Origin of the sequence: Streptomyces sp. NRRL B-3229 (genome assembly GCF_000719505.1) — a bacterium.
In the GTDB taxonomy this organism is placed as follows: domain Bacteria; phylum Actinomycetota; class Actinomycetes; order Streptomycetales; family Streptomycetaceae; genus Streptomyces; species Streptomyces griseorubiginosus.
In genome coordinates this window covers 38,773-57,594 of record NZ_JOGP01000026.1, presented here as the reverse complement: position 1 = coordinate 57,594, position 18,822 = coordinate 38,773, and the positions used below count along the sequence as shown (strand labels likewise).

The 18,822-nt window shown below is 73.3% G+C and carries 4 protein-coding genes; all 4 read left to right on the top strand.

The annotated features are described in order from the left end of the window. Nucleotides 1–3: 3 nt before the first annotated feature. From IF54_RS0132375 to IF54_RS0132360, 4 genes are read left to right on the top strand one after another with little or no spacing between them, the layout of a single operon-like run. Entirely contained in the window at nt 4–15,807 is a 15,804-nt protein-coding gene (locus tag IF54_RS0132375) for a hypothetical protein (protein ID WP_030325297.1), read from the top strand. Then, the gene (locus IF54_RS39910) at nt 15,804–16,541 is read left to right on the top strand and encodes a type VII secretion system-associated protein (protein ID WP_078852183.1); all 738 of its coding nucleotides are present in this window, start codon (nt 15,804–15,806) and stop codon (nt 16,539–16,541) included. The genes IF54_RS0132375 and IF54_RS39910 overlap by 4 nt, the downstream gene beginning before the upstream one ends. Then, nucleotides 16,538–17,617 carry an RICIN domain-containing protein gene (locus tag IF54_RS0132365; protein ID WP_030325293.1) on the top strand — a complete coding sequence of 360 codons (1,080 nt, stop codon included), beginning with the start codon at nt 16,538–16,540 and terminating at the stop codon, nt 17,615–17,617. Before IF54_RS39910 ends, IF54_RS0132365 begins: the two co-directional genes overlap by 4 nt. After that, nucleotides 17,614–18,813 carry an RICIN domain-containing protein gene (locus IF54_RS0132360; protein ID WP_051735619.1) on the top strand — a complete coding sequence of 400 codons (1,200 nt, stop codon included), beginning with the start codon at nt 17,614–17,616 and terminating at the stop codon, nt 18,811–18,813. The genes IF54_RS0132365 and IF54_RS0132360 overlap by 4 nt, the downstream gene beginning before the upstream one ends. The last annotated feature ends 9 nt before the right edge of the window (nt 18,814–18,822 follow it).

Below are 18,822 nucleotides of genomic sequence, written 5' to 3'. Positions count from 1 at the left end.
TCCATGGCCATCCACGTCTCGCCCGAGGTCAACAACCTGCTGCTCCTGCTCATCGGTGAGCGGATGCTCCAGGCGGACGAGGACAAGGCCTACCGGAGCCACGAACCGTACGACCGTCTCGGCAAGCAGCTCACCAGGCTGTCCGAGCTGATCGAGGACTCGGTGATCGAGGTCGGCCGCTCGCTGCCGCCGCAGGTCGCCACGCGGTACGTGCGCGCGATGAACATGTTCGTCGACGACGGCGGCCGCAACTACCTCAAGGAGTTCGCCGACGAGCTTGACGTCGTCGCCCGGGGGCGGGTCGAGACGTCCATCAACATCACCGAGGCGAAGTGGCAGATCATCGCCGAGATCGTCCGGCTGCTCATCGAACTCGCCGTGATCCTGGTGATGTCCGTCTTCAGCGGCGGCGCGACGGCCGGGAAGGCGGCGGTCGCGCGGGCGCAGAGCCGGGTGACCGTCCTGGCGATCCTCGACCAGCTCATGAAGCGCACGCATTTGATGCCGAGCCTGAGCGAGGCGTTCGACGAGGCGTTCACGACGTTCGCCGTGCGGCTGGCGCTGATCGCGTTCGGTCCCGACGGGCGGCGGCCGAAGGGGTTCGACTGGTCGCAGATCCTCCAGGACGCCGTGTTCGGCGGGATCACGGGGATGTTCCACGGGGTGTTCGAGGGGGTCGCCGACCGGCTGCGGAACTTCTTCCGGCGCAGCCATCTCGACGACACGGTGTTCAAGAAGTTCGACGAGGACGTGCTGACGAAGGTGGACCGGAACCGGTCGGACCTGCCGTCGTCCTCCGACAACCGGGACTTCGGCAAACGGGACACCGGCAACGGGGATCTCGGCAACCGGGATCTCGGCAACCGGGACACCCACGACCGGGACGGCTTCGGCGACGACATCGGGGGCGCGGTGGCGGAGGGAGCCGCCGAGACCTTCGGTGAGTTCGTCACCGTCGGCCTGTTCACCGGGAGTTGGGCGCTCAGCGGCGACACGTTCCTGACCGCGACCGGCAGTGCGCTGTTCATGGGCATGGTGTTCGCCGGGGCGGTGAAGTTCGGGTCGCAGTTCAACATCCACCTGGACACGAGCGCGCTCAACGACGTACGGGCGCTGGACGCGGACGCGGCGGTGAGGACGCGGAGCACGAAGGAGACACCGGCCCACGACACGGTGTCCGAGAGCCAGGGGACGCACCAGGAGGGCCGGTCGACGACTCCGACGCCGGTCTCCTCGGGCGGCTCCTCCGGTACGCCGGGTCCCTCACCCCAGCCCAGGAACATACCGACGACCAGCGCAAACCCGGCCAAGGCGGACGACACCGAGGAATCACCGGTCCACGACGTCCTCAGCGAGAGCGAGGGCGGAAGTGAGGACGCGGGACAGCAGGGCCAGTTGACCGCGCCCACGCCCACTTCCCCGGGGGGACAGCCGCATGCGCCGAGCACCTCACCCCAGCCCCGGCACACGCCCACCCTCAGCCGGGACGAGCGGAGCGGCACCCCGGAGACCGACCCGGCTCCGGTGACGGCGACCGCCTCCCATGCGCCGGCACCCTCGTCGACGACCGGCACCCACGCGCCCGCACCCACCCCTGTCTCCGCAACCCCGGTCACCCCCTCCCCCACCGCCTCCCAACACCGCCCCGTCACGCAGACCGTCCCCTTCCCCGGGCACGAGGAAGACCTCCGTGTCCTGGACGTCGTCGGTGACGGCGACTGTTTCTTCACCTCGCTCCTCGCCGGTCTGCACCACCAGGGCCACGGCTCCGCGCTGACCGCGATGGACGTCCCGCAGCTGCGGCAGCACGCCGCGGACAGGTTCCACGGGTCCGAGCGGTACCGGGAGCTGAACGAGCGGGACGCGCTGGACGTGCTGGTGCAGGACCTGGACTCCGCCGCGCTGTCGGCGGTCCTCGGCACACCACCGCCACCGCTGTCCCCCGAGCAGAACGCGACGGTCGACAGCCGGCTGCGTGATCAGCTCTACGGCCAGGAGCTGCGACGGCGCGTCAACAACCCCGCCGACCGTGCCGTCCTCGCTGACCTGAACCAGGCCACGATCCGGGCCCTCCTGCCCCAGTACCAGCCGGATCCCGGCAGCGCGTCACAGGAGGACCGCGCGCGGCTGGCCCGCCCCCTCCAGGCCAACGCCCTGCGGAACCAGCTCCGGGAAGCCCTCACCGGGGACGACCGGCAGCGGGCGGAGGAGCTCTGGACCCGGCTGCTGGAGACGAGGTACGAGCGGTGGGCGGAGCAGCGTCCCCGCCTGACCGACTTCCGGGACCGCCGGCTCGGCGACCTGGTCACCGACTCCATCCGCAGCACCGACCTGTGGGCGACTCCGTTCTTCGACTACGCGCCCTCCGAGGTCGCCCACGCGCTCGACCTGAACGTCACCGTCGTGGAGCAACGGCAGGGCGCGACTGACGACACGCCCCTCAACTCCGGTGCGGGCAGACCCGTCTACCTCCACTACAACGGCCGCGACCACTACTCGGCGATCGAGAACTCCCCCGCCCCCACGTCCGCGCCGGCCCCGGAGGCACCCGCCGAGGAGTCCTTCGTGCGGCCGGCGACCACCAGCAGCGACCGTGCGGAGGAGCTGGTCTCTCTCCTACGCGGCCAGGACGGCCTCGGCGTCGAGGACCGCACCCTGGACCGTCTGCGCACCCTGAGCTCCACGACCGTGGACGCGCTGCTGGGCGGCGGGGGCAAGGACGCGAAGGGCGCCAATGGTGCCGAGGGCGGCAAGGGCAAGGGCAGGCCTGCGAACAACCCGCCGGGCGGCAAGGGCGGCAACAGCGGAAAGGGCGGCAAGGGGGCAAAGGGTGGAAAGCCCGCCACCGAGTCCTCCTCCTCACCCCCGGCCCCCGACTACAAATCCGTCCTCACCCACCCCGGCTACGCCACCGGCGACCAGTTCGGCATCGCCGCCGCCCTGCACGGCGACCCGAACCTGCACGTCCTGGTGGACAGCGCCGCACCCGGCACGGACTCCCGGGACAAGGGCCCGGAGATCGCCGAGTTCTACCGGTCCAGCGGCATCGCGCCCGAGCGCGTCCACTTCCAGCAGGGCCCGCACAACAGGACCGCGAAACAACGGTCCGAGGAGATCGTGCGGGAGATCAACGCGGGCGCCCCGGACTTCGACAAGCTGAGCAAGACCAAGCTGAACAACCTCAGCGTCCCGGTGGGCACCGGAACCACCTGGATCGGCGAACATTTCAGCCACCCGCTGCGGGACACGATCCGCAAGGGCTGGCGCCTTGACGACGCCGGCTTCCCCCCGGAGGACCGGACGAAGGTCGCCGCCTGGCTCGCCGGCCGGGGCATCACCGTGGAACCCGGGCGCAAGGTGATCGTCCTGTGGTCCCGTTTCAGCGGCAAGCGCGGAGACATCCACGTCGAGCACGACACCAGCTACACCGGCATGGACCAGCTCCTCACCGGCATCCACGAGCGCACCAAGGACGACCCGCCCGGGCCGCTGGTCATCATCGCGGGCGACGCCAAGGTCAACCCCCAGCGCCCCGACCACTACCCGGCCCTGACGGCCAAGCACTGGGACAAGGGCCTGGCCGTCCACGACCTCACCGACTTCTGGAACGACCGTGAGGGCGTGGCCACTTGGAGAGGCAACACCCGCACCGGCCAGATGCGGCTGTACGAGTACCTGAACCGGCAGAGCGGCGGCGAGCTCAAGCACCTCGGCTTCCGCAGCGGAAACCTCGAAGCGATGGCGCTCTCCGGCCACCAGGTCAGGTACCTGGAGGAGCCGGGCTCCATCGGCGGCGAGCGGATGGCCAAGTGGCACGCCGCCAACTCCAGGTCCGCGGTGAAAACCGGCTACGAACGCATCACCATCGTCCGGCCGCCCACGCTCTCCGGGCAGATCGCCGTCGAGGCGCAGGCCGTGTGGGAGCAGACCAAGGAACTGCACGGCAAGACGCCGACCACGAGCCAGAAGAACGAACTCAAGAACCTGGAGACGGAGTTCAAGCACCCCGCGTGGGTCGTCGGCAAGAACAACAAGCGCGGTGTCGAGAAGCCCTACAAGGACCCGAGGAACAGGGGCTTCCACGACGACGACGTCAAGGAGATCACCAAGTACCTGGCCGGCGGCCCGCGCCCGGGACCCACCCGCCTGGTGAGCCGCCCGGTCACCGGCGGCGGGAGGCTCCAGACCCTCGCCAACGGTGACGTGCCGGACACGGCCGTCAACGGCTACGGCCTCGGCGAGGCCCGGGGCCAGGCCTCCTTCACCCCCGCCGACTGGTCGCGCCGGGAGAGGCGCTACCCGACGGTGACCACCACGGACGACTACTCGGACCACCGCCCGCAACGCGGGGTGCTCGTCGGCGGTCCCAAGGACGTGCCCTGGAAGAACAGGAAGGTGTCGTTCTTCGCCGCGCACGGCAAGCCGACCCGGGTCGAACTCGCCCTGGACCAGCGCTACAAGGACGGCCGTCCCCAGGAGGACGGTGTGCACACGGTCACCGTCAGCGGACGGGAACTGGGCCGCTACATGGTCCGCTGGGGCGGGCTCGGCCCCGACGGCGAGCCGATCGTCCTCTACTCCTGCTCCACTGGCGCCTCCCCCACCCACGGGGGACTGCCGGTGGCCCAGCACGTCGCCAACGTGACGGGCCGCCCGGTGTACGCGCCGACCACCAAGGTCGGTACGGCGCTGGACGGTTCGGGCCGGGTGCGGCCGACCCTCGACGTCGAGTCGGAGACCGGCGAGGTCGAACCGGGCCGATGGCGGCTCTTCCTGCCCGAGCCGTCCGGCCCCGACCTCACCGCACTGGCCCGCGCGGCCGGGCAGCACGAGGGCGACGGCGAGCCGGGCCCCTTCGCCGCCCTGCGCACCCTCCAGTTCGTCCGCACCCTGCGCGGCACGACCGGCCTCGACACCGGCTCCGACCACGAACTGCTGCGCGGCCTGGGCGCCTTGGAGCGACTGCGCTGGAACGGCGGCACGTCGCACCCCTACACCGACGCCCGGATGACCCCGGACCTGCTCACCCGGATCACCCGCGACACCTTCCGCCTGCCCGACACGGCCGCACCCACCCCGGAGCAGTACCGCGCGGTCCTCGCCGCCGCCACCACGGCGGCCCCGGGAACGGCGCCCGACCGACTGCCCGTCCAGGGCGCACCGACGGGCGGCACAGGGGTCGTACACGGCACCGGGCCGGACGCCGACGAGGGCGGACCCGCCCGGGACCCCCTCTGGGAGGGCGGCGGCAACGGCAGCAAGAAGGCGAGCGGGTCCGGCGCTTCCTCGTCCAAGCTGTCCAAGGAGGCGAAGGCGGCCCTCCACGCCAAGGCGGAACCCGACCCCGGTCTGAAGAAGGTGCTGCACCACCCGGGTTACGCGACCGGCGACCAGTTCGGCATCGCCGCCTACCTTCTCGCCGACGAGAACCTGCACGTCGTGGTGGCGAGGGATCCCCTGAACGAGCGTGACCGGAGCGCGAACATCGCCGCGTTCTACCGGGCGAGCGGCATCGACCCCGGTCGTGTCCACGAAGTGGAGGTCACGCCTGACGCCGACGGCGACGCCCACGCCAAGCGTATCTTCGACGAGCTCAACGCCGAGGTCCTGGCGGACCGGCCCCCGCTGTCGAAGTCCAAGCTCAAAAACCTCGTCCTCGGGGTGGGCGCGGGCACGGAGTGGATCATCGACAACTTCTCCACGGAGGTGCGGGAGCAGGTCCGCGCGGGCTGGCGGTTGGACGACTCCGGTTTCCCCGGGGAGCAGCAGGAGAAGGTCGGCGCCTGGCTCGCCACCAAGGGTGTCCAGGTGGAGCCCGGCCGCAAGGTCATCGTGCTGTGGTCCCGTTTCAGCGGCAAGCGCGGGGACGTCCACGTGGAGCACGACACCAGCTACAAGGGCATGGGCCAGATCCTGCGCGGCATCCGCGACCGGACGAAGGACGACCGGCCCGGACCGCTCGTCATCATCACGGGCGACGCCCGGGTGGACGACCGGCACCGCCCGCGCTATCCGGACCTGGTCCGCGACCCCGACCTCGCCGGACTGGCCGTCCACGACCTGACCGACTTCTGGAACGACCGGGAGGGCGTGGCCACTTGGGGCGGCGACACCCGCACGGGTCAGCTGCGGCTCTTCGAGTACCTGAACCGCCGAAGCGGCGGCGACCTCAAGCACCTCGGCTTCCGCAGCGGAAATCTCGAAGCCATGGCCCTGTCCGGCCACCGGGTCAACTACCTGGAGGAGCCGGACAGTTTCGGCGGCGAGCGCATGGCCAAGTGGAACAGCGACAACCACAAGGCCAAGGCCACGCTGAAGACGGGTTACGAGCGGATCGTCATCGACCGGCCGCCCACCCTGTCCGGACGGGTCGTGCTGGAGGCGCGGGCCGTGTGGGAGCAGACGAAGGAACTCCACGGCAAGACCCCGACCCCGAGCCAGAAAGAGGAACTCAACAGCCTGGCCGAGGACTTCAAGCACCCCGCGTGGGTACGGGCCGGCCACGAGGAGCGCAAGCACACGAAGTCCCAGCAGGAGCAGGAGACCAAGGGCTTCAGCACACCGGACATCGACAAGATCGTCACCGCTCTGCTGACCCCCGCCCCGGCGACGGCCGCCGAGACCCCGGTCCGCGGCGCGGTCACCGAGGGACTCGACGGCACCGTGTACACCAGCGGCGACCGGCGTTTCACCGAGTCGCCCGTCGTCGGGGACGGCGACTGCTGCTTCCGGGCGCTCCTGGACAGCGCCCGGCTCCAGGACCCGCAGGCCGCCCCGCTCGGCGAGAACGTGCGCGAGCTGCGGAACCGGGCGGCCGACGCGTTCACCGGCACGGCGGAACACGCCCTCCTCAACCGGCAGGACGCGCTGGAGGAGTTGACCCGCGACCTCAGCACCGCCCAACTGCGCCGGATCGTGGGCGGCCCGCTGCCCGGTCTGCCCGCGCCGGTCCTGGCGAGGATCGAGGAGCGGCTCACCGACGCCATGTACCGGGCGGAGCTGCGCCGCCGGACCGACGCCGCCGACAGCGGTGTTCTCGCCGACCTCCCCCGAGCGGCGGTCCGTGCCCTGCTGCCCGGCTACCGCCCCGACCCCGCCGAGGCCCCGGCCGCCGACCGGGACCGGCTCATGGACGCGGCCCGGCGCGAGATCCTGCGACCGCTGCTCCAGGAACGGCTCACGCAGGACGGCCCGGCCGCCGAGTCGGCGTGGCGCACGCTCCTGGAGGTCGGCTACCCGAGATGGGCCCTGACCGGCCCGCGGCTGGACGCCGTACGCGGGCACGGGGCCGGCGATCTCGTCGCCGACTCCCTGCGGGACGTCAACCTGTGGAACACACCCTTCTTCGACCACGCCCCCGGCCTGGTGGCGCGGGCCCTCGGCGTACGGCTGGTGGTCGTCCGCAGCGACGGCGGCCCCGACCAGGAGTACCACCCGGACGGCAACAGGACCGTCCACGTCCTCTACAACGGGGTCGACCACTACTCGGCGCTGGCCCCCGCGGAGGGTGACGGTACGCCCCCGGCGCCCCGGGGTCCCGCCGGCTCCGAAACCGTCGCGCCCGTGACCGACCACGACGACTTCCTGGACTCCAGGACCTCCCAGGACCTGACCGACCTCGTCGCCTTCCTCCGCGTCCAGGCCCCGGACACCACGGAGCGCACGCTCGACGGCCTGCGTCGGCTCACCCCCGGCACCCTCGCCGCCCTCCGCGCATCCCGTGGCGAGACGCCCCCGCCGCCGCACGACCCGGCCGCCGAACTCCCCGGCCCCACCGACCCGTTCGCCGACGTCGAGGCGGAGCTCGACACGCACCGCCCGCCCCGCCTCGACCGCTCGCTGCTCCCGCCCCCGCCCGCCGGGAAGACCGTCACCTTCACCGACGGCAGCGCTCTTCCCTCCCATCTCGGCGAGGGGGCGTACGGCCACAGCCGGGCCCGACTGCGCGGCACGGACCAGGTGGTGCGGGAGATCGGGGAGCGCGCCGCGCTCCCCGAGGACGTCCGGGCCCGGCTGGAGCGGGCGCTGCGGGCCACTCCGCAGGCCTTCCACGGCGACGGCTGGCTGTCGCCGCCGTTCACCGACTCCCGGGGCCGGACCCGGGTGATGCGGGTGCGGACCCGCCCGCACGGCGTGTGGGAACGCTTCACCGACGCGCACGGCGTGCCGGTCAAGGTGGACGCCGGGCACCGCAGCCAGGTCACCTCGGGCCCGAGCCGGACCGTGGCCCAGACCAAGCGCCTCGCGGGCTCGCTCCCGATCGGTCCTCCGGCGGGCCCGGTGGCCTACGGCAGGGTCGGCGCCGCAGTGAGCTACGGACGGTCGTACGACTACGCGATGCAGGACCAGACCCTCAGCCAGGTGGAGACCCGCCGGCTCGACGGCTCCCACCTCCACCTGGACGACGTGCAGTACGAGGTGTCCTTCGAGGGCGCCCCGACGGCCACCCGCAAGGACCGGCTGCCGCGCGGATTCGCCACCGGGGAGGGGCACTTCACCTTCGCGGTGCGCAACGGCCTGACCCTGCGCATACCCGAGGGCGAGACCCGCCCCGGGGAGCCCGGCCCGGTGCCGCGCACCCTGTCACTGGGCCCCCGGAGCGACTACCGGCTGGTGCACACCGAGGGCTACGGCCCGGTCGAGGCGATCCGCACGTGGGCGCTGGACCGCACCGGCGCCCGGCCCGGCAGCACCGCCCACCAGGAGCTCTCCGGCTTCTTCAGCACCGGCACCTTCCACCGCATGGCCGACCGCCTGGCCCGCGGCAAGGTCCCCACCCGGCAACTGCTGGGCGAGGACAAGTCCCGTTCGCCGCTGGGCGCGTTCGTCGTGGAGAGGGTCGTGCCGGGCCGTGCGGAGCTGCTGACCGAGACCGAGGCCGCCGAACTCCGCAACACCGTCCAGCAGACCGTGAAGAACGAACGCGGACTGACCACGTCGTACGGCTTCGAGGTCAGCGGCAGCATCGGCCCCAGCGTGGACCTCGCGAACAGCGGGCCTTTCTCCGTGAGGCTGTTGGCGGGCGCGGTGGGCCGGTACGCGCGCGGGATCGCCTCCGGGCAGATGTTCGGCGGCTCGGGCGGGCGGAAGATCGTGGGACGGGCGAAGAAGGTGCCGACCGAGCTCTACAAGGTCCACAAGACCGTCTGGGTGCGGCGGACCGGCGACCAGGAGGCCACGCCGTTCCAGACGTGGAGCCTGGACCGGATGACCCGCACCGAGGCGCGCCGGCTCGCGGGCTGGGACGACGGCACGACCTTGCGCAAGCGGCACGGCAACGAGCCGCTGCCGCCCGTCTATCTGACCGACGACGACCCGGCCGTCCTGGGCATGGTCCGCCCGGAGGCGTTCACCTCGGGGGACTCCCCCACGCTGCTCCAGGAGTTCACCGACGAGGTGATCCGGGCCGCCGCCCGCCGTCACCCCGGACTGATCGCCCCGCTCGCCGAACTGGAGGCACGGACCGGGCGGTGGAGCGACCCCGACCGCTACCGGCTCGCCCTGGCCAACACCCTCGCCGTCGTCGAAGCCCTCTCCCACCACAGCGTGGCGGGCGGCCTGGAAGCGGTCGTCACCACCGGTCTGCGCATCCCCCTCACCGGCACCGGCCGCTTCGGCCGCTCGCACCGCTACCTGTGGATCGACGGCCGTCTCACCGACCGCCGCTACGAGGGCACCCAGAACGACCTGATCCTGCGCGGGGGTTCACCCGGCACCGAGCGCCTCGACGGCTCGCGGAGCGTCAGCCGCACCCTGGAGACCGGCTTCGACACGGGCCTCGCGCTGCGCGACAAGGGCCGCGACGGGCTCGGTGCGCCGAAGAACCTCGGCAACCTCACGGCCGGACCCCGCTGGGCCTGGCAGAAGGGCCGCAAGACCGGCTTCGGCTCCACGGCGTCGTACGAAGGTCTCGCGGTCAGCGCTCTCCCCTCCCATCTGCACAGCTACCAACTGGAGTTGACGGCGAAGAGCGGCGGCCACTGGCGGCCGCGCACCCTGTGGCGCGGGCTGCCCTCCTTCGGGCTGCTCGGTACCGGGCTGTTCGTGCGCGGGGAGGCGGAGACCGACCTGGTCGGCGGCCGGGCGGGCGCGGCGGTACGGGGGCGGGTCCTGCTGTCGGTGCCGGACGAGCACACCCCGGTGTCCGGTGTCCCGGCCCCGCGAACAGCCCCGGACATCGAGGAGTTGACGGCGGCGGAGGCCGCCGGGCTCGCCGCCGGGAGCGCGCCGCACGAGGATCCGTTCGGGGACCACCCCTACCAGACGGTGAGCGTCGGCGGGCACAAGAGGCTGGGTGAGCTGGCCGAGGAGGTCATGGGCGCCGCGTCCGGCGGCTCATGGCACTTCGCCCGCCCCGGCGCCCCCGCGCACGACGCGATGCTGCGGCCCTTCCAACCGCAGTACCTGGCGGCCGAGTTCGACCAGACCTCGGGCCCCGCCGGCTCCCTCACCGGCGGGCTGTTCGGCAAGGGCCCCTACCTCAACCGGCTCGGCGACCTCGTGCACCGCACCCGCGTGGTCCGCCCGGTCGTCGTGTCCAAGCCGGTCAAGGTGGAGACCGAACAGACCCTGGGCAGCGACACCCAGTCCTCCGGGGCGGTCACCACGAGCACGTCCTTCACCGTCACGGGCGGCGGCGGTTACGGCACCACCCACCCCGCCGGTCCGTCCCTCGCCGGGTCCTACGGCTTCCTCGGCCGCTGGGGCCGCTCACGGGGCACCACCCACACCGTCACCCGGACCGTGACCTCCGAACTCGACCGGGACGACGAGAACTTCAAGGTGCTGGTGTCCGGCGACACCCGGCACGAGATCCTCGCCTCCTCCCGCGCCGACGGCGTGCTCTCCCCGGCCCACGACCTCGCGACCCGCTTCCGGAGCGGCTGGGTCGGAAAGCGCGTCACGTTCGCCGCGGACTGGCTGGGCCACCTGCCCGAGAAGGCGGCCCACCGGCTGGGCCTGCTCAGGGACAAACTGGGCGAGGTCCCCCGGTACACCGCGCGGACGTGGTCGAGGCCCGGCTGGCTGCGCGACAACCCGTTCGGCTCCTACCCGGTCAACGCCCTCGACACCACTGCCGTGCTGACCGACTTCGACACCCAGCTGCTCGCGCTGAACGCCGACGACGCGAGCCGTGCCCGGGTGCGCTCCCTGGTCACCCCGCGGGCGGTACGCGCGCTGCGGGACCGTATGACGTCCCCTCCGGGGGCCACCGCACCGGCCCGGATCGGCCGGCTCAACCTGGGCAAGGTGCACTTCGGCGGCCGCACCGGCGCGCTCAGGGTCGAACTGATCCAGGGTGACGAGGAGTTCGACGGTCTCGACCACAGCACGACGCTCCAGGACACCCGGGTCGCCGCCGAGACCGTGGAGAGCGGCACGGTGGCCGGGCGCGGCTGGGGCGCGGGGCTGACAGCCGACGAGGGCATCCGCACGGGGGCCGGCGGGGCACCCGCGTCCGGACCGGCGCTCACCACCTCGGGCTCGGTGGACCGGACGGCGGGCACCACGCGGTCTTCGACGCGCTGGAAGTCGTACGTCTTCTACCCGAACGAGCCGCACGCCGAGTTCGTGACGCCCTACCGGATGCGGCTGACGCTGACGCTCGACGACGGCCGGGTGGCGGAGAGCATGAAGGAGGTGGGACGGCTGCGGGAGCAGGTCCCGTTGAGTCTGACCGTCCCCGTGGAGGCTGCCGAGCCGACGGACACTGCTGTGTCTGCCTCCGATCCCCTCACGCCGCCGGACCTGTCCCCCGGCAACCCGGAGGTCACCGTCTGGCGTTCCGGCACGGTGACACCCGGCGCGGTCGACGCGTGGCGGGCCGCCGGGCCGGGGTTCTCGCTGCCCTCCAACGGCTTCCAGGTGCGCCGGCTGGTCGGCCGGGACACCGTGCACGCCGTCGCGGAGATGGCGGTGGCGAAGGCGTACGGCGCGGAGGGCGCCGTCGGCTCCGGGCGGCTGTCCGGCGACGGCCTGACCGACGCCCGTACGGCCGCCCGCCGCACCCCGCTGACCCGCCCCGGCAGCGCCTCCGCCCTCGCCCTGGACGGCGGCACCGCGGACGCCTCCCTGGCCGCGTTCTTCGGCGACGCGCTCACCCCGGGCGGACACCAGGTGGCCGGGCTCGTGGACCCGTCGCTCGCCGGAGCGCACGGCGAGTTCCGGCTGTACGCACGGCCCGACTTCACCGGCGCGACACTGCTGACGGTGGCGCCCGAGAGCACGATGGAGAGCGCCGAGCGGGAGACCGACTCCTCCGATGTGTCGGCGGGGCGCACCGAGGTCCACGACTCGGCTCTGAGCGGGCAGGCCGTGGTGACCGCGGGCGCTGCGGGCAGCGTGGTCCCTGGTGCCACGGGGACACTGGGCAACGCGGCGGACACCGACACGGCGAAGGCCGCGGGCGCCGACGGCGTCCAGTCCAACGTCAAGCCCAAGACGGGGCGTTCGTTCCTGTTCGCGATCCCGACGGACTGGCTGGGGGTCGCCGAGGTCGAGCACGACGTGAAGGACAGCGCCGTGGGGACCCTGGTGGGCCGGGCGCTCGGCCCCTTCGGACGGGTCCGGCCGGGACCGCGGGCCGTCGAGACCCGGGGGCAAGTGCTCGCCTGGGTCCGCGAGGACGTGGCACGGCAGCTCGGTCTGATCACCGACGCCACCTTCCCGGAGAAGGTCTCCGAGGCCTGGTCCCGGGTCGCCGCCGCCGGGACCGCCTGGGCCGACGCCGACAAGGCGTACTGGACGACCCGGCGAGCGCTGGGGGAGGTCCGGGAGCGGCATGCGGCCGCGCGGGGGCGGTTGAGGTCCGCCCGGCGGGCGTTGGCGGAGGCACGCGCCGGGAAGGCGGGAACCACGGTCGTCACCCCGGAGACCACGGCCGAGGCCGCCCCGGGGGCCGGGGCGGATGCACGCGGGGTGGTGGCCGGGGCGGATGCACGCGCGGCGGCGGCCGGGGCGGATGCACGCGGGGTTGTGGCTGGGGCGGATGCGCGCGGGAGGGCGGCCTGGGCGGATGCGCGCGGGGCGGTGGCCGGGGCGGATGCACGCGCGGCGGCGGCCGGGGCGGATGCGCGCGCGGCGGTGGCCGGGGACGGGCGTTCCCTGGAGCCGCTGCGGGCCGACGTGCGGCAGGCGCGGGCCGAACTGCGGGCTGCCGTCCAGGAGATGCGGGTGCTGTGGACCGGGCTGGCGCCCCGGCGAGCGGCGGCCGAGGAGGCCGCGGCGGCCTTCCACGGGGTGCGGGCGGCCACGGATCGGCTGACGCGGTGGCATCGGCTGCCCGTGGAGGGGGCCGCCGGCTCTACGGAACCGGGTGGCAGCGAAACCGAGTTGCGGGGCGAAGCCGAGTTGCGGGGCGAAGCCGAGTTGCGGGGTGGGGTCGAGTTGCGGGGTGGGGTCGAGGAGCCCGCCGTGCCTGTCCTCGAGACACCCGCGGCCGCGGCGAAGGCCGCACCCGACCGCTACACCGAGGCCGAGGACGGCACGCTCACCTCCCCCTCCGGCACCCCGTACACCCTCCTCGACGTGCCGGAGGACGGCGACGGCTTCTACCACGCGCTCGCCGAGGGGCTGCACCGCACGGACGCCGGGCTGCCCGGCCATCTCCCCCTGACCGACCGAGCCGGCCTCGTCACCGCGCTGCGCGAGGATCTCGCCGGTGCCCTGGAGTCCGGTGCCTACCCGGAGCTGTCGGCGCTCACCGTTCCCGACCGGCAGGACACCTTCACCGACGCCGAACTGGCCGCCGCGGGAGTCGACTTCGGGGCGGACACACCCGAGGCCCGCGAACTGGCCGACACTCGGGGACACCTTCCCCTGCACGGCACCCTGTCCGAGGCCGGGCGCCGCGCCCTCACCGCCGCGCAGATCCGCCGCCTCGGCACGTCCGAGTCCGGCACCGGGTGGGATCACGGCGCCGCCGACCTCCTCCCGGCCCTGGCCGCACGGCACTTCGGGGTCACGGTCACGGTCGTACGGGAGGACGGTGGGTTCCAGGACTTCACGCCGACGCCAACGGAGACGGGCGGCGCCGACCGTGTCGTACTGCATCTGAAGGACCGTCACTACCGTGTGGCCGTTGCGGAGTCCGGCGCCGACCGGTCTCCGTTGCCCGCTCCGGTAGCGGCCCCGCGCCGCCGTACGGCCCCCGAGGAGACGTCCCGCACGAACATCCGCCCCGCCCACACCGCCGCTCCCTGGACCGCACGTCCCGGGTCCACCGGCTGGCGCCGCGATCCGGCCGCAGGGCCCGGTACGCTCACCGCCCCCGACGGCACGGTCCACGACCTCGTGGAGCCGACCGGTGACGGCAACAACTTCTGGGCCGCGCTGACCGCCGAGGACCCGAGGGCCGCCGGCGCCTGGGCCGGTCCGCTGCCGTCCGGCGCGGCCCTCGACCGCACGGCGCCCTTCACCGCGGCCGAACTCTCCGACGCCGGGGAGAGCCTGGGCCACGACGGGCGGCCGGTGGCACGGTTCCACGCCACGGCGGGCCGGATCCCGGACGACGTCCCGCTCACCCCGGCGCAGGAGAGCGAGTTGATCCGCACCCAGGTGCGCACCGCCCGCCGCTGGAACACCGCGACGACGGGCACCGCCGCCCGGATGGCGGCCGACGCCACCGGGGCCACGGTGCGGATCGTCGCCGAGGACGGTTCGACCCGTTCCTTCCCGCCGGCCGGACGCCCGTCCGGCGACCGCACGGTCACCCTCTACCAACGCGGCGGGGACTTCCTGCCGGCCCGTCCCCGGCCGCCCGCGCCCCCGGCCGGGATCGGCCCGCAGGACCCGGACTTCCAGTCGCTCGAAGTCACCCCCCAGGACACGGAGGGGCTCGCGGTGGGCGGCGCGGCCACCACGACCTGGGCCCTGACCCCGGACACCCCGCTCCCGGTCCGCGAACTGGGCCTCATCCCGGAGGACTTGGGCAGGCTGTTCCAGCGGGTCGGGCACCGAGTGGGCCCGGCGGTGACGCCCGCGACGGCACGACAGCGGTTCGGGATGCCCGAGAAGCACTTCGGCAAGTTCCGCAGCCTGGCCCGCGAGCGCGGTCTCGTCATCGACGTGCGCCCGACCAACCCGACGGCGGCGAAGTGGCTCGACGCGGGCATGCTGCCCAAACCGAAGGAGATCAAGGCCAAGACGATCAACGCGCTCGACGTCCGGCTGGGCGCCGAGCCCGGGAACGTCGGCCTGGTCGGCTACTTCAGCCCCGTCCTCCCGGACCGCGCGGACTCCGACGACGACACGACCTGGACACGGGTGACGGACCGGTACACCCAGCGTCTGGAGGAGTTCCGGCAACTGGCCTCCACCATGCAGCAGTTTGCGGACCAGGACCGGTTCCACGTCCGGGACGGGCTGGTGCTGGGGCACGAGGGCGGCACCTCGGACGGTCCGCTCAAGCCCCTCACCGGCGACCACGACGTCTTCAGCCTGGCGACCCCGGGCGGCGGACGGGTGGACACGCCGACGTACGAGGAGACGGTCGAGGCGATGACCCACAACGACATGGCCGTCACCCACGGCGCGCACCTGTACTGGCGGGCGCCCCGATCGCCGTACAGCGAGGGCGTGTTCCAGAAGATCGTGGCGGCGCACGGCCCGGACGGCGAGCCCCTGATCCGCTTCCGCCCCGAGAACGACACCGCACGCCTGGTCCATTACACCCCCACGCCGGGGCCGGCACCGGTCGCCGAACCGCCGGCGATCCCCCGGGACCTGGTCCGGTCGGCACCTCCGCCGGACCGGCCAGGACTCCCTGACGACCCATCACCCAGCAGGAACAGCAGGAGCAGTACGTGATCAGCAGCGAGGAAGGGCGGGGCTCTCAACTCCCGCCGAACGCACCGCCGTTGCCGGAGGACGTCCGGGAGGCGGCCCGGCTCGCCCCCGACCACTGGCTGGGCGTCGTCGACCCCGGCTGGCGGGGCGAGGGGCCGCCGCCGCACTGGGCGGTGGTCGGCGAGTGGCGGTCCGGGCTCTCGGGCGAGGTCGAGGAGTGGCAGCCGAACGAGGAGTACCGCCCCTCCCCCGCCTCGCTCGGCTGGCCCGAGCCGACGGACCCGGTGGACGCGGCCGTCCAGGCGGCGGTCACGGGGTACGGCACGGTCGTGGAGGCCGTGCGCGCCCTGGCCGGTGCGGAGGTCAGCTTCCTCCGCACCCGGGACGGCGTACCCCAGCAGCTCACCTCCCCCGACGGCACCCCGACCGTTCCGGTGTTCACGTCCGACGCCCACCAGCCCTTCGCCCTCTCCCTGACGCATGCCACCCTGCCCGCCACCGCGCTGGCCGCCCATGGCGTGACCCTCACGGTGAATCCGGCGGGGCCGGCCTGTCTGGTGGTCACGGCGGAGGAGGTGCTGGAGGCGGCGGTCGCGGCGGTGAGTTCGGGCCCGGCTTCCGGGTCGGGCTCGGGTCCGGCTTCCGGATCGGGATCGAATGCGGCTTTCGGGTCGGGCTCGGACCCGGCTTCCGGATCGGGATCGGCTTCCGGATCCGGTCCGGCGTACGGCTCCGCATTGGGAGGTGCCGAATGACGGAGTCGCTCCCCGAAGCCGCCGCCGAGACCTCGGCGGAGTCCGCCACCACTCCGTCGCTCCCGCGCCGTCAGCGGGGACCGTCGGCGATCGCCGAGGCCTCCGCCGCCGTCGCGCGCGCCCAGGCCGAGGAGTCGTCCGGCACCTCCGAGGCGAATGCGGACACGGCCGGGATCGCACCCCCGCTCTCACCGGCGGCAGCGGAGTTCGCGGCGCTCACCGCCGCGGACCCGGCACCGGAACCGGCAACCGCCGCAGCCGCTGCCCGGAACACGCGCACGAGCACCTGGTCCGCCCCCACTGTCACCACCGCCCCGCAGACCACGCCGCACCCCCCGGGCCGCCCCCGCAAGGCCCTCCTCGCCGGTGCCGCCCTCCTGGGGGCGCTGCTGATCGCCGTACCGTTCCTGGTCACCGGTGACGACGGCGACGAGAGCTCCACCCGGGTCGACAGCACCGGCGACACGGCCCTGGGCGACCACTGGACCGGCGACGGCACCGGCACCTTCGGCACCTTCGGCACCGCCAGTCCCTCCGGTGGCTCCCCCACCCCGCACTCCACGGCGAACCAGGCCACGGGTCAGGTCGTGGAGACCGGGAAGCCGGACAAGGGCGCCCCGACGGCCACCGGTACGACGAACGGCGCGTCCGGACAGCAGACGGCTCCCTCCGCGTCGGCCTCGAAGCCCGCCGCCGGCGTCCGTATCCGCGGCAGCGCGTCCGGCCGCTGTGTCGACGTCACCGACGGCAGCACCGCCGAGCGCACCCCGCTCCAGATCTGGGACTGCTCGGGTGCCGCCCGGCAGAGCTGGCGGTTCGCCTCCGACGGCACCGTCCGGGCGCTGGGCAGGTGCATGGACGTCGACGGAGGCTCACGCGACGACGGCGCCGCCGTCCAGCTGGTCACGTGCAACGGCACCGGCGCCCAGCGGTTCCGTCTCAACGCGGCCCACGACCTGGTCAACGTCCAGGCCGACAAGTGCGTCGACGTCAAGGACGTGGCCACCGGCAACGGGGCCCGGCTCCAGCTGTGGTCGTGCAACGGCGGCGGCAACCAGAAGTGGAGCACCGCATGACCACCGATCCGACCCGGAGGGACCCGATGACGGCCGCTTCTCCCGAGCCGACGGCAACCGCCACCGCCAACGCCAACGCCGCCGAGCCGGACGTGGTGGTCACGGCGGAGCCGACGCCGGAACCGCCGGTCGGCGCGGTCACCGAACCCGACGGCTCCGAGTCCACGTCCGAGTCCACGTCCGGGTCCGCAGCCGAGAGGCAGGCGGACCCGGATACGGAATCCACGCCCAGCACCGACTCGTCCACCGGCACCGACACCTCCACCGACACGGACGTCGAGACCCACCCCGACGAGGAGGAACACCCCGACACCGCCGCCGAAACCGACCCCGCCCGCCCCCGCAAAGCGCTGCTCGCCGGTGCCGCCATGGCCGGTGCCCTGCTGATCGCCGCGCCCTTCCTCGTCAGTACCGACAGCGGGGAGGAGCACCGCGCCGGCCGAGCCGACACCCTCGCCGACACGGTCCTCGGCGGTCCCGGCGACCAGGAGATCCCGGGCGTCTTCGGCACCGCCAGCCCCTCCCCCGGCGGGCATGTCTCGGCGGGAGCGAAGGACAACGGCGTGCAGAGCAAGGGAGGTTCGAAGGCGGCCGCGAACCCGGGTGCCGGCGCGGCCCCGGCGGCCGGACAGGCCGGTCAGGCCGGTCAGGCCGGGGCGGTCGGCTCCGGCGGCGGGTCGTCCCCCGGGAAGAAGCCGTCCTCCCCGCACAAGTCCAGCTCGTCCTCCACCGGTTCGGGCGGCAAGTCGAACTCCGGCTCCTCAGGCGCGAGTACGGGCAAGAGCGGCGGCGGTACGCCCACCGCCATCGTCACCGCCGTAGCGATCCGCGGCTACGCCTCCGGCCGCTGCATCGACGTCACCGGCGGCTCCGGCAAGGACGGCACCCCCTTGCAGATCTGGGACTGCACGGGAGCGTCCTGGCAGAAGTGGAAGTTCATGCCGGACGGCACGGTCCGTTCCATGGGCAAGTGCATGGACGTGTCGTGGGGTTCGACGGCGAACGGGGCGGCGATCCAGCTGGCGAACTGTAGCGGCAACCAGGCCCAGCAGTTCCGGCTCAACGCGGCTCACGACCTGGTGAGTGTCAAGGCCGACAAGTGCGTGGACGTCAAGGACCAGCTGACGGCGAACGGTTCCGCGCTCCAGCTCTGGTCGTGCGGGGGCACCGCCAACCAGAAGTGGGGCAAGGCGTGACCCGCTGAC

Coding starts and splice junctions, on each gene's coding strand:
- IF54_RS0132375 (WP_030325297.1), top strand. CDS start 4: ATGGCCATCCACGTCTCGCCCGAGGTCAACAACCTGCTGCTCCTGCTC.
- IF54_RS0132365 (WP_030325293.1), top strand. CDS start 16,538: ATGACGGAGTCGCTCCCCGAAGCCGCCGCCGAGACCTCGGCGGAGTCC.
- IF54_RS0132360 (WP_051735619.1), top strand. CDS start 17,614: ATGACCACCGATCCGACCCGGAGGGACCCGATGACGGCCGCTTCTCCC.